We start from the raw sequence: 12,897 nt of genomic DNA on the forward strand, positions 1-12,897 counted from the left end.
GCTATAAACTTGTATCGACTTCGGGGGCAGATGCAAGCAGTGCATTTGCCGAACTATAAGCCGATAAGCCCGCATCGCGGCGTGGGCGGTCTATCGCTGCTGGGGCAGGCTGCTCGGATGCGAGCGTGGTCTGGGTGACTAATTCAGCCTGATTTGGTGAAGCGGATTGAGATGAAGGGCTTGGCGCCGCTTGCAATTGTTGTGGCTGTACATTTGATTGCACAATCGTTGGCGATGCTGGCGTGAAGAATGCTTCAACTTCCTGAGCCGATAAATCCTGCGCGAGAAACTGTGCGGCAATATACGCAGGGCGCGGTTGCACCACGATGGTAGGTCGATAATTAGCGGTGTTAGGAATTAATGCAGCACCTAGCCCCGTAACGGCAATCTGCGTCTGACGCGCTGTCTCCACTGCTGAAGTGGGCGCGTTAATAGCACTTACGGACGGTGTCGGAGGTGCGTAACCTGCACCTTGCACCGAAATGTTGGGCGGCACGTACATGTGTCTAGCTCAATTCTTATTACCATTATTATAACACATTGAAACTACTGCATCTAGTCCTAAAGATGGGTTAATTTTTGTTAATGAAGCTGTCACGATACTTTCATTTTACTTACGAAGTTCAACAGTTTAATACTCTGCGCATGAAACGTTCTGTTCTATCGTGGTTGGTGATGGTGTTGGCTCTAGCGGGCCTGATGGCCTATGTCGGCCCTACCTTTTTTAACGTTACTTCCCCACCCGTTAAGAGCACAGGTAAGGCACTGATTGGTGGTGCATTCACGCTGGTGGATGGCACGGGGAACACCGTTACGGAAAAGAGCTTCGCTGGGAAATATATGCTGGTGTTCTTCGGGTTCACCCACTGCCCCGACATTTGCCCTACTTCATTATTGGTCACTAAAAACGCATTGGAAAAGATCGGCAGTAAAGCTGAAAAGCTTACACCCATTTTCATTACCATCGACCCTGAGCGCGATACGGTGGATGTGGTTGGGCGTTATGTGCAGAATTTTGGCACACAGTTTGTGGGCCTTAGTGGTACGCCTGAGCAAATCAAGCAAGCGGCAGATGCATATAAAGTTTACTATCAAAAGGTCGAGGATAAAGACTCAGGCATTGGCTATGTGATGGACCATTCTGGCTTCATTTACCTGATGGACCCAGAAGGTAATTACGTTACGCATTTTCCACACACTATTAGTGAGCAGGCACTAGCTGAAGCACTTGGTAACTACCTATGATGCGTCTTCTCGCACTTTCGATTGTGAGTATATTTTTCGTGGCAGCCTTTGGTGAGCGCGCATTCTCGAAGGACTCAGACACATTCATGGCGCATGATGCATGGGCCCCACCTTCGCTTGATGGCGCGTCGGTCGGTACGGCGTTTGCGACATTGCATAACCCCACTGATACCGCAATTGAGGTAAAATCCTTTGCCTCTGACGTTGCCAAGACCGTGGAATTACACGATCACGTGATGGAAAATGGCATGATGAAAATGCGCCGCGTGGATCCTGTGGTGATTCCAGCTAAGGGCCAGATCGTTATGAAGCCGGGCAGCTATCACGTAATGTTGATTGGTTTGAAGCGGCCACTCCTTGACGGTGAGACCGTTAGCGTGACGATTACGCCGCAAAAAGGCGCCGCGCAGACCATCACTTTTCCTGTAAGCCAAGCACGCTTGCTTGAGGCATTAAAGTCGCGTAATAGCTCTAAGCATGCACATTGATAATGCTAAACGTCGTGGATTAATGTTCGTGCTTTCCTCGCCCTCTGGCGCTGGCAAGACAACCTTATCACGTAAATTACTTGCCTCAGAGCCTGGGGTGAGCATGTCTGTTTCCGTGACGACGCGCCCAATGCGCCCCGGTGAAGAGCACGGCAGAGACTACTATTTCGTCAATAACGTGACATTCGACGCACAGGTGCGCAACGGCGATTTGCTCGAGCACGCCACAGTTTTTGACTATCAGTATGGAACGCCGCGCGTGCATGTGATGGACGCGCTGGAACAAGGTAAGGATGTCTTGTTCGATATTGACTGGCAAGGCACACGACAATTGGCAGAACGCTGTCGCGATGATTTGGTGAGTGTTTTTATTTTACCCCCGTCACTGAAGGAATTGGAACGCCGCTTACGCAGCCGCGCCCAAGATTCCGAAGCGGTTGTTAAGAAGCGCATGGCGAAGGCAACCCATGAAATTAGCCATTGGCAGGAATATGATTACGTCATTGTGAATGATAATCTCGACGAAGCCTTGGTGCTGATTCGCAAGATTCTAGAAGCTGAGCGCTTAAAGCGCACCCGCCAAGAATATCTGGCTGGCTTTATCGACAGGCTTTGTAAAGAAGTATGATGGCGCTCAAGCGCCGGTTCTATTAAGGGCTTTACGAAGCACGAAACGCATTGGCTAGTGCGCAAAACATTTCGACACTGCATTGCTCGGCGCGTAGCGTTTCATCAATACCTGCTTTGTCGCATAATGCTGCAGCATCCACACCCAATGAACCAAGCGCTTTGCGCAGCATTTTGCGGCGCTGGTTAAAAGCGGCTGCCACTACTTTCTCGAGTGCTTGTACATTCGCTGGCGCAAGCGGCTTAGCACGCGGCACTAATCGCAAAATAGACGACATCACTTTCGGCGGCGGTAAGAATGCCTCGGGCGGCACGTCCAGCACTACGTCGGCATGACATAACCACTGCGCGAGAACCGACATACGCCCATAGGCTTTGCTGCCAACTGGTGCGGCAATACGCTCAGCCACCTCTTTCTGCAACATGACCGTGATGCTACGATAGCTGCTAGGGTCGATTGCAAGTTGCTGCAGCCATGCTGCAATCAATTCGGTGCCAACATTATAAGGCAGGTTCGCCACAATCGCGCGGGGTGAAGGGATCTGCTGCATATCAAATGTCAGCGCGTCCGCTTCATGTAGCCTAAACGGTATGGCAAAATGCTGCGTTAGTTCCTGCAGAATCGGAATGCAGCGACGGTCCATCTCAATGGCGGTGACACTGGCACACTCACTGACAAGTAGCGCCCGCGTTAATCCACCAGGGCCTGGGCCGACCTCTATAGCATTTACCCCGCGCAAATCGCCAGCTAATCGCACAATATGCTGCAGCAATCCCGCATCAAGCAGGAAGTGCTGGCCAAGGGATTTCTTGGTCATCAGCCCATGCGAATCGATAACGGATTTGAGTGGCGCTAAACTCATTTGATGTCGATAAACGCATCACGGCGCAAATTGCGTAGATGCTTTTCTGCTTCAAGCTCAAGCTTCTGACCAAAGAGCTGTTGGCGCACTTTCTCGCGATCTGGCAACTCGGTAGGCAATTCGATTTTCTCGCAAAGCATCAGCATGCGCACGGCTTCTTTGGTTGCAAATGGTTCGCTCACTTCAGTGACCGCCAGTCGCTCCACCATAATGCGCAGCGCGGGCGCCATATCGCCCAAGCGCGTGCGAACGTAATTCACTTTAATCGTGTTGGGATCAACGCCTTCAATGCCCGCAACGACGGACTCATTACAGGTGCCAGGATTTTTGCGCACTTCGCGGGCGATCTCCATCATCGCGTCGATTTCGCGAACATCGACTTTCTCCTGCGCGACAGGCAATAAAATCTCTTTCAATGCCACTTCCGTTTCTGCCGCTACGGGCTTCACTGTCTGGCGGTCTAGCAGTTGAATAATCTGGTAGCTATTCAAGCTTCTCAGTGGCGGGGTTTTATCGCCTGGCTTAAGGCTACGCAGCGCCTGTACGAGTGATGGTTCCAACGCGCGCTCAGGCACCCAGACAGAAGGGTTGAGTTCGACATTCGGATTGCTCGAAAGCTGTGAAGCAATCGCGTTAAAATCTGCCCCTGCGTCCAATTGCTTTTGTAATTCTTTGGCTAATGCGGAAACTTGCGGTTCGTCTTGTGGCTTGTTGATGGGCAACGAAATCGCTGCGATGCGTAATTGCTCTTCACCCAACGTTGCTTGTGCTTGCTGTGTACGCAAAATCTCTTCTTCGGTTACGGCGACATTGCGGCGCAATTTACGCGTCACCACTTTTCCCCATGCAAGCTGTGCTTCGATTTGCTGGCGAAGTTGGCGTGGCGCCACGCCCTTTTCTTTGAGAAATTTCGCAAGGCTGCCTTTGGGCTTTCCACGTTGGGTTTCAATCGCCGTTATCGCCGCATCAATTTCTTTTTTGGTAATAACGATCGATAAACGCTTTGCCTCTTGCATTTGCAGGCGCTCGCTGATCAGGGTCTGCACGATTTGCGGAGTAAGTCGCTTGATGACTTGTGGCGACGCTTTAATGCCCGAGCTGGCGATGACAAGGTCGCGGCGTTCTTTCACATCAAGCGAGGTAATGACATCGTCATTGACGATGGCAGCAATACCAATCGGCGCAGCATTGGCCGTACCAGCAATCATCAACAGGACTATGAGCAGTCTAATCCCCACCAAATTCTCCCAAATTCTTGAACCCAACGCGCAACATAAAGGTTGTAGCAGGTTCAATATCACGGTCACGCGTAAAGCTCTTAAGCATTTCCATGGATACATTGAAACATTCGTTGCGATACACCAGACCAGCATTCGTCGCAATCATTTGGTCGAGGATGATATCGCGGCGTAATCCACCAAAGACACTCCAACCACCATAAACATTCGCGGTTGCAGAGCCGTATAACTCCTCGGAGTCGGTAATATAACGGTTATTATCCAGCGATAGGTAGGCCATGGAGAGCGTTAGCCAGTCTTGGTAGAAGTCCAATCCCACTTCGCTTCGGTTGGGGGAAAGGCTGTTTTCGTTAAGTGCAAAGCGATAAGTGACGCGGAACGGGTCGATATCCAGCGCCAACCGACCAATATAGTCGGAGAAGTTCTCCCCCGCCGTTGTCGAGTTGGGGAATGGCGTGTCGTCTACGTTGTAGTTCTGGCCCAATAGCATTTCGAGACTTTTACCATCGGCGAACAGATATTGGCTGCGCAATCCGTACGCCAAGCGCGGGCCGCTATCAATCGTATCAAGGCCTGGCATGCGGTTGAGGCTGAACAGGTTCGTGTCACTCAATTCGATCAGGCTATTATCTTCGTTATTGATTTCCTGTGGGTTACCGCCACTAGGTTGTGCCACCGCCAAGACAATCGGCTCTACCACCAAGCTTGCATCCTCTACGCGACGGATGAGAGGGTAGCGCCATTCAACAGCCGCTTGCGGAATCACCCGTGTTTTTGAGCCATCAAATTGCGTCGTATTATTGTTGATGGATACGTCTTTTACCGAATAGGCATCGGTACGGACATTGCCGGTGACCTTGAACACATGCCCACCATCGCTAACATAGGGAATGTCACCACCCACTGTCATTGATACGCGATGTTGATCTGCGCCGATGTCACGCGTCAGGGATTGTGCATTCGCAAACGCATGAAGCTTGAGGCCACTGGCAAACGGGTCAGTTTCATAATATCCCTCAATCGTTGGTAAGACGAGCGGCGTGTTCTTCGAGCTATCTGTCGCGCGTAGCCCTTGAATGGAAAGACCCTGTGCCAATCCATAATTGCGACGTTGTGCCCCTTCGACATAGACGCGCGAATAAAGCGTTTCATCCACACCAAATCCATAGCGGCGTAAGTACGTGTCATCACTCGCGCGGTTAATATCAAACCCGTAACGCCAATGATCTGCAAATGCTTCGCTGCCTTTGGCAAACACATGCCCTCGGAATTCATTACCACCTGAAGGCTTGCCCGCAGTATCGCGGCCTTCAGGGAAGCTGCCGCTAAAATCAACCGTGAACTGGCCATCGTCGGTTAGTTGCTCATAAAATCCGTGAAGTAGCGGCCCTTCTTCCGCCATGTACCATGGGGTCAGTGTTATTTCTTTATCGGGAGCCAAACGCCAGTAGTACGGCACTTTTACGGTTGTTCCTAAATTCGCGCCTGTTGAATATTCTGGCACCAAGAATCCACTTTTTGCACCTGCATCTGGTGTTGGGTGCTTTAGCCATGGCGTGTAGAACACGGGCACACCGAACATTTCCATGCGCGCATCGCCATAGGTTACACGCTCATCAATTTCATCTATTTTCACATCGTCTGCTTTGAGTTGCCAGAAGGGCGCTGCATCTTCGCAGAGATTACATGGTGTATAGGCCGCTTTCTTGAGCTTTGTTACATATTCATTTTCGCGGACGGCGGTATTGGCAGCCATCACCGAATTATCGGCCATGCGGGCGCGGAAATTTTGAATGACTCCCGCTTTCAGATAATCCGTGAGCTCAACGTTATTAGCGAAAAACACGTCACCCGTTGGTTGCAAGACACTGACGTTGCCCTCTGCGCGAACGAGATTTTGGTTTTGGTAATACACGATCTTGTCGGCCACCAGCAGATAGTCGCCCTGCACTACTTCCACATTACCGCGTGCGATGACGATGGCGTTTTTCTGATCATAGCCCATCTCTAGCGCTTCCATGAGCACAGGCTGGTCGCCTGCGGGCGTAAGGTTCTGCGCCTGTGCCGCGTGCGCGCCAAGAAGCATCAGCGCCGCGAATGCGGCCTGACGTGCTTTGCTCACTATTCCATAGTCGTGCGACATGGCGCCCCGTTTTATGGAGTTAATTGAGTAGCACTAGCAGGGGGAAGAATGGGGCACAAAAAAATAGGAAAAATGATTCACAGTTAAATGCTTAACCGTCTTCAAGATGCAGGAGCAGTGAGCCGCCCAACATCAGCACTACGAGCGAGGGTGCCCATGCCGACAACACTAGCGGCAATGCGCCTGATGCGCCGAGTGCATAAATCAGTTGTGCCGAGAAATAAAAGACAAAGCCCGTCACTATGCCCAGTACGATCAAGATTCCTGTTTTGCCACGGCGCGCCTGACGTAAACTAAATACCGCAGCGACCATGACCATGCCGGCAAGCAAGAATGGTAATGCCATCATCGTGTGCCAATAGAGCTTATGGCGAATCGCTGAGAAGCCGGCTTTCTCAAGCACGTTGATGAATTCTGGCAGTTGCCAGAACGAGAAAGTCTCGGGTGGTGCGAAGCTTTCTTGGATCTGGCTCAGCGTAAGTGTTGTATTCATAGCAAAGTTCGGAATCACTCTGGAATCAAGGCCTGGCGCGGAGATCATGGCATCAGATATCTGCCATGCGCCTTTGGTAAGTTGACCTTTTTTAGCATCAATACGCCCTAGGAAATTACTCTTATCATCATAAAAGAAAATGATGATATCGACGAGCGTAAGGGTGGCTTGGTCCATGCGCCGCGCGTGCAGGATATATTCACTCACGGGCTTTTCATTAAACATGACACCATTCTCATCGACCTGACGCAGCCATAATCCCGAAAGCGAAATAGTCAGCATGCTTGGTTTGTTAGAGATATAGCGGCCCTCAATACGCTCAAATCGTGACACCATGGCTGAGGCAATCGGGTTCACCACCGTAATAAAAATCATGCCCAAAACAAACGCAATCACCAGACCAGGAAACAGAAATTGCCATACGGAAACGCCCGCAGAGCGCACTACCGCAAGCTCATTCGTGCGCGTGAGGCGCGAGAGTGTAGTCATGCCACCAATTAAAAATGCGAAGGGATAAATACGCTCCACCGTATTGGGCAACTTCATGAACGTCATTTCAAGAATGATGCCAAACGGCACACCGTTGGGTGTCTCAGAACCACGGCGAACCAATTCGAGTAGCTCCATCAACCCTACAATCACCATCATCACAAGCAGCGTTGTCAGGGTTGCGGTCAGAAATGCGCGGCCAATATAAAGTGATAATGTTAGAGGAATCCGCATATTAGTGCGCCTCTTTGAGCTTCAAGGGGTTGCGGAAGCGAATCGTCTTGCCTGATATGAGCGTGAAAACACTCCACGCGACAACGGCCATCAGCAGCAGGTACATGAGGGGGATCAGCATTGGCTGTTTTACGACCAAGTTCCTGAGTGCGAAAAAGAGCAATACCGTGACAGCCGCACTCACCGCGCTTATGGTCATGCGCTTCCACTGGCCACGACGATTAAATTCACCCGAGAAAATAATCGCCAACACTAACAGAGGAAGTGCGAGATTGAAAAATGGCCAAAGAATACGTTGGTGGCCTTCTGCGCGCAGCTTGGGAACATCGGCCTCTGCAACATCTTTATAGTCGAACAGCTCGCCAATCGTGCGCTCGTCGGGCTCGCGCTTGCGCTGAATATCTTGTCCGTAAAAGGCAATATCGAGCGCGTAATTATCAAAGGAAAGCCAGTTCACTTTACCCTGACGCACTTCTTGGCGAAGACCGTTAATGAGGTTAAAGCGCGGACCATTGGGTGTTTGCACGAGTTTACCTTCTGCCGCCATCATGCTCACGGGTTTTTCGTAAATGCGATTATCGTGTAATAAAATACCGTAGAGATTATTCTGCCTGTCGCGCTTGCGGACGAATACCGTCAAGCCGTCCATTGGTGTGTTGAACACTTCTTCTTCAAGCAATACGGAGGCATATTTGTCGCGGAAGAAGGTGCGGATATCACGAAATTGTTGGGTGGCAACGGGCATGAGGTAAAATGAAAGCACGATACAAACAATCGCACATACACCGCCGACTAGAACGGCTGGCAGCGCTAACTGCATTTTGCTGATGCCCACCGCGTTGAATACGATGAGCTCACTATCGCCCGTCAGCTTATTATAGGTATAGATAACCGCAATGGTGAGTGCGATGGGGATGAGAATCAGCAGCAGCGACGGCAGCATCAAGCCCGTGAGATACAAAAAGTCCGAAAGCGAGAGGCCGCGATTCAGCATAAAATCCACAAAACGCAACATCTGCGTCAGCCAGATAATGCCTGTCAGGCTGGCTGTTACCAAAATCGTCGGCCACATGAGGTGGCTCATCAGATATTTGAGGTAGCGTTGCATCGGTGTAAGCTAGCGTGTTTTTTGCAGTGGCGCAATGCGTCCATTCACACTATATAAAATGCATTCCATTCTTATGAGGTTCCCATGCTGACTCCTGTATTCCGCGCGACCGCCACTTCTTCTGCCCCTATCATTCTTTTTGTTGGTACGGACGGCGCATTATCCGCACATGGCAAGACACTCGATAAAGCAAGCAAAGGCGCGTTAAACGCGGCCATGCATCATGCCAGCTTCACGGGCAAAGCGGGCCAAAGCCTAACGCTGATCACGCTTGCAGGCATTCAACATAGCCATGTTATTGTCGTGGGTGTGGGCGATGCTAAGAAACTTTCCACCAAAGATGTAGAAGATGCTGCGGGTAATGCCATCGGCGCGCTTTATGCCGCTAAAGTAAAGACGGGTGAAATGATTGCCGAACTACCAGCAGGCGCAAAACTGGATTCAAAAGATGTCGCAGCACATGCCGCGTTTGGCGCACAACTTAAAACCTACCGCTTCGATAAATACCGCACCAAAGAGAAGCCAGAAGATAAGCCACAGCTTAAGTCAATTTCGGTGGTCACTGCGAAAGTAGATGCGGCTAAAAAAGCTTACGCACCGCTTGAAGCCTTAGCGGAATCAATTGCCTTCACGCGCAATATCGTGAGTGAGCCTGCGAACATCATTTACCCTGAATCGCTGGCCGCAGAGTGCAAAAAACTCGCGAAACTTGGCCTCAAGGTCGAAGTGCTCGGCGAGGCAGAAATGAAGAAGCTAGGCATGGGCTCGCTCTTGGGCGTGGGTCAAGGGTCGGTGCGTGAATCACAGCTTGTTATCATGCAATGGAATGGCGGTAAAAAGTCCGACAAACCTGTGGCACTCGTTGGTAAAGGCGTGACGTTCGATACAGGTGGCATCAGCATTAAGCCATCAAACGGCATGGAAGAAATGAAGTGGGATATGGCGGGCTCCGCCGCCGTTATCGGCACCATGCGCACGCTTGCTGCACGCAAAGCGAAAGTGAATGTGGTGGGTGTGGTTGGCCTTGTTGAGAACATGCCAGATGGTAACGCACAACGCCCTGGTGATGTGGTGACCAGCATGTCGGGTCAGACCATTGAAGTACTGAATACTGACGCAGAAGGCCGTTTGGTGTTGGCGGATGCTCTGTGGTACACGAAAGAGCGTTTTAAGCCACAAGCGATGATTGATCTGGCAACGCTGACAGGTGCGATTATTGTGGCTATCGGTTCGTCACGCGCGGGGCTTTATGCAAATAAAGACAAGTTGGCGGAGCAACTTCATGCTGCAGGTGAAGCAGTGGGTGAGCGCCTGTGGCGCATGCCGCTGGGTGATGACTACGATAAACTCATTAACTGCGATATTGCCGATATGCAGAATATTTCTGCGGGTCGCGAAGCGGGCTCCGTTACGGCTGCACAATTCCTGCAACGCTTTGTGGGTGACACGACATGGGCGCATCTGGATATTGCAGGTACCGCTTGGGCAAACAAGCCTTCTGCCACTATTCCGAAAGGTGCTACTGCTTTTGGCGTTCGCCTGCTCAATACGTGGATTCAGAAGCACTATGAATAGCGTTAAATGCGCTCAGGCGGCGCTAGGCCTTACGGCGTCAACCGCCGTCCAAGCGTGGGTTTAAGTAAGTCATGACAAAAATACAGTTCTATCATTTGCTCTCGACAAGCATTGAGCGTGCCATTCCAAAGCTCATGGAAAAAGCGCTCGAAGGTAAGTCGCGCGTGGTGATGTTAGCCAGCGATGAGCAGATGATAAAACGCGTCTCCGATGCGATGTGGAGTGGCGACCCGAATGGGTTCTTGCCGCACGGCACCGCCAAAGAAGCGCACAAAAGCGAACAGCCCATTTATCTTTCGCTGGTGGACGAAAACCCTAATAATGCCGATGTTTTAGTGGTGCTAGATGGGTCGATGCCTACGTCGTACTCCACTTACGCAAAAGTGCTCGACGTGTTTGACGGCAATGATGATGCGCAGGTTAATGCCGCGCGCGAACGCTGGACGAAATATAAAGAGCAAGGCGTTGCACTTCAGTATGTAAAGCAGCAACCAAATGGTGGCTGGAAAATAGAATCCGAATCTAACGCCGCCTAGCCACTGTCAGCCCCTCAGGCGTGGTTAGCAATACACCATCGAATTTCGTCTTATCCGCCAGCAACGCGTTGAATGCTCGCATGGCTTCGGTTGCCTCTTTCGATGCAGCCTTGGGGTCATCACCACTCACTGCGCCCCAGAGTAAACTATTATCCGCCAGCACCCATGCGTTGGGGCTTAAATGCGATAAGGCTGCCTCCAGATAGGCAGGGTATTGGCGCTTCTCGGCATCAAGGAAAATCATATCGAATGGCGCGCCTGAATAGTTTTGTATCCATGCCAGCGCGTCCGTACATACGACCTCGATACGTTTATCTTGCGCAACGTGAGCTGCAGCAATTTTTGCGTTTTCTTCGCTTTTCTCAAGCGTGATGACACTTCCATTTTTTGGCATGGCGCTCGCCATATAAAGCGTCGAATACCCCATGAATGTGCCCACCTCGAGGATGCGCTTAGCGCCGCTTATCGTCACCAACCATGCGAGCAGATGTGCTTCGTATGGCGACACTTGCATCCCAGGGTGGCGTGTTTCACCTTCGGCGCGTACGTGCGCGAATGGATCATTGCCAACAAAGGTGCTCGAGAGATATTCGGCAAGCTTGCCCTCTGTTCTAGTTTTCATGAATTTGCTCCTTGAAATCGGCGACAATCATTGGGCCATTATATTCTCTTAGCACACCACGCACGATGATTTCTTTACCCTTCATGTCACCAAACTGTTTCCATGCACGCTTGGGGATGCGCACGGTGAAGTCGGTTTTGTAATTCTCACCAAAATTGAGGTAGAGGTCTTCGCGGGTTTGGAAAGTGCTTACCACCCTCCCCTTTACGAGCACGAACTCGCCGATATGGTTCGTGGCATCCTCGGTGGTGAGAACGTCATCCGCCTTCCACCACTCGCCCGTCTTCAGAATCTCAGCCTCAGCCTTGCCGTAGCGGTCCTCTGCAGCAAGTGTGCTACTGGCCATGAAGCTCAGCATGATTCCTACGGTATAAATCCTCAAAAAGCGTTGCATCCTAAACCCCTGACCGCTAGCTTGCCCGAAAGTTAAACCTAAGTTTCAAAAATAATAGTTATTATTTTTGAGTTCGCTCGCTTCGCGGCGCTAAATTGCCGCTTACGGCGACAATTTAGAAGCTCCTGAGGAGCTAGGATGGAGTCCAACATGCGTCGTATTGTTCTTCTGATTTCGGCATTGGCAGCAACACCAGCATTCGCACAATATAGTAACTATGGTTACGATGCGCAGTACCAACAGCAATATTTTCAGCAACAGGCACAAGGTGGCTACCAGCAACCTGTGCAATATCAACAACCTTACCAAGCGCCTGCGCCACAAGTTGATTACTACCAGCAAGCGCAATATCAGCAGCCATATCAACAGCCACTCGCACAAGCGCAAATCAATCCTGCGGTTGGTCTGGTGAATACCGACTATCTGCGCGGGGGTATCGGCATGACACAGGTGGTGGACGATAATAACGCGACCGCATTCAGCATCGAATATAATTACCTTCCCATCTATATGGGCCTACGTCCGATTGTTGGTTTCTACGTGGATACGGATAGCGCGCTTTACGGCTATGCTGGCTTCAATTGGGATTTCTATCTTACTGATTCCATTCTATTCACGCCGACTGCTTCAGTGGGCGCCTATAGTCATGGTGATGACGGGATGAATCTAGGTCACTGGATAGAGTTCCGCACGGGCGTTGAACTTAGCTACGAAATGGAAAGCAAAAGCCGCGTAGGCTTGCAATTGACTCACCTTTCTAATGCAGGTCTGGGTGATAAGAATCCTGGCACAGAAATCTTGCAGGTCAATTATGCCTACCCGCTCGGTTGGCAGCGCTAGGC

General features: G+C 50.9%; 14 protein-coding genes. 6 read left to right on the plus strand and 8 right to left on the minus strand.

Features of this window, described 5'->3' with window-relative positions; translation table 11 throughout:
• Nucleotide 1: 1 nt before the first annotated feature.
• Nucleotides 2–496, minus strand: a complete 495-nt coding sequence (locus tag J0M34_06410; protein ID MBN8543881.1) for a hypothetical protein — start codon at nt 494–496, stop codon at nt 2–4.
• Between the two features lie 149 nt (nt 497–645).
• Between J0M34_06410 and J0M34_06415 the strand changes: the two genes are divergently transcribed.
• From J0M34_06415 to gmk, 3 genes are read left to right on the plus strand one after another with little or no spacing between them, the layout of a single operon-like run.
• Nucleotides 646–1,245, plus strand: a complete 600-nt coding sequence (locus J0M34_06415) for an SCO family protein (protein ID MBN8543882.1) — start codon at nt 646–648, stop codon at nt 1,243–1,245.
• Entirely contained in the window at nt 1,242–1,733 is a 492-nt protein-coding gene (locus J0M34_06420) for a copper chaperone PCu(A)C (protein ID MBN8543883.1), read from the plus strand. The genes J0M34_06415 and J0M34_06420 overlap by 4 nt, the downstream gene beginning before the upstream one ends.
• Nucleotides 1,723–2,361 (plus strand): guanylate kinase, encoded by a 639-nt coding sequence (gene gmk, locus J0M34_06425; protein ID MBN8543884.1) that lies wholly within the window; start codon nt 1,723–1,725, stop codon nt 2,359–2,361. Before J0M34_06420 ends, gmk begins: the two co-directional genes overlap by 11 nt.
• 31 nt (nt 2,362–2,392) lie before the next feature.
• On the opposite strand, the gene rsmA is transcribed toward gmk, so the two are convergent.
• The 5 genes from rsmA to J0M34_06450 form a co-directional block, all read right to left on the minus strand.
• Nucleotides 2,393–3,223: a 16S rRNA (adenine(1518)-N(6)/adenine(1519)-N(6))-dimethyltransferase RsmA gene (gene rsmA, locus J0M34_06430; protein MBN8543885.1), complete on the minus strand. Its 831-nt coding sequence runs from the start codon at nt 3,221–3,223 to the stop codon at nt 2,393–2,395.
• Nucleotides 3,220–4,461, minus strand: a complete 1,242-nt coding sequence (locus J0M34_06435) for a SurA N-terminal domain-containing protein (GenBank protein MBN8543886.1) — start codon at nt 4,459–4,461, stop codon at nt 3,220–3,222. The genes rsmA and J0M34_06435 overlap by 4 nt, the downstream gene beginning before the upstream one ends.
• Nucleotides 4,451–6,604 (minus strand): LPS-assembly protein LptD, encoded by a 2,154-nt coding sequence (locus J0M34_06440; protein MBN8543887.1) that lies wholly within the window; start codon nt 6,602–6,604, stop codon nt 4,451–4,453. The genes J0M34_06435 and J0M34_06440 overlap by 11 nt, the downstream gene beginning before the upstream one ends.
• Before the next feature lie 91 nt (nt 6,605–6,695).
• Entirely contained in the window at nt 6,696–7,820 is a 1,125-nt protein-coding gene (gene lptG, locus J0M34_06445; protein MBN8543888.1) for an LPS export ABC transporter permease LptG, read from the minus strand.
• Between the two features lies 1 nt (nt 7,821).
• Complete coding sequence (locus J0M34_06450) at nt 7,822–8,928, minus strand: LptF/LptG family permease (GenBank protein ID MBN8543889.1); 1,107 nt, start codon at nt 8,926–8,928, stop codon at nt 7,822–7,824.
• 84 nt (nt 8,929–9,012) lie between these two features.
• Between J0M34_06450 and J0M34_06455 the strand changes: the two genes are divergently transcribed.
• Both J0M34_06455 and J0M34_06460 read left to right on the plus strand, forming a co-directional pair.
• Nucleotides 9,013–10,503, plus strand: a complete 1,491-nt coding sequence (locus tag J0M34_06455; protein ID MBN8543890.1) for a leucyl aminopeptidase — start codon at nt 9,013–9,015, stop codon at nt 10,501–10,503.
• A gap of 71 nt (nt 10,504–10,574) precedes the next feature.
• The gene (locus J0M34_06460; GenBank protein MBN8543891.1) at nt 10,575–11,039 is read left to right on the plus strand and encodes a DNA polymerase III subunit chi; all 465 of its coding nucleotides are present in this window, start codon (nt 10,575–10,577) and stop codon (nt 11,037–11,039) included.
• Here J0M34_06460 and J0M34_06465 read toward each other — a convergent pair.
• Both J0M34_06465 and J0M34_06470 read right to left on the minus strand, forming a co-directional pair.
• Nucleotides 11,026–11,661 (minus strand): O-methyltransferase, encoded by a 636-nt coding sequence (locus tag J0M34_06465; protein ID MBN8543892.1) that lies wholly within the window; start codon nt 11,659–11,661, stop codon nt 11,026–11,028. The genes J0M34_06460 and J0M34_06465 overlap by 14 nt on opposite strands.
• Nucleotides 11,651–12,055: a hypothetical protein gene (locus J0M34_06470; GenBank protein ID MBN8543893.1), complete on the minus strand. Its 405-nt coding sequence runs from the start codon at nt 12,053–12,055 to the stop codon at nt 11,651–11,653. Before J0M34_06470 ends, J0M34_06465 begins: the two co-directional genes overlap by 11 nt.
• A gap of 150 nt (nt 12,056–12,205) precedes the next feature.
• Here J0M34_06470 and J0M34_06475 point away from each other — a divergent pair, with 150 nt between their 5' ends.
• A complete protein-coding gene (locus tag J0M34_06475; protein ID MBN8543894.1) occupies nt 12,206–12,895 on the plus strand; it encodes an acyloxyacyl hydrolase in 690 nt (229 codons plus the stop codon).
• The last annotated feature ends 2 nt before the right edge of the window (nt 12,896–12,897 follow it).

This window comes from Alphaproteobacteria bacterium (assembly GCA_017302575.1).
In the GTDB taxonomy this organism is placed as follows: Bacteria; Pseudomonadota; Alphaproteobacteria; order Rickettsiales; family UBA3002; genus JAFLDD01.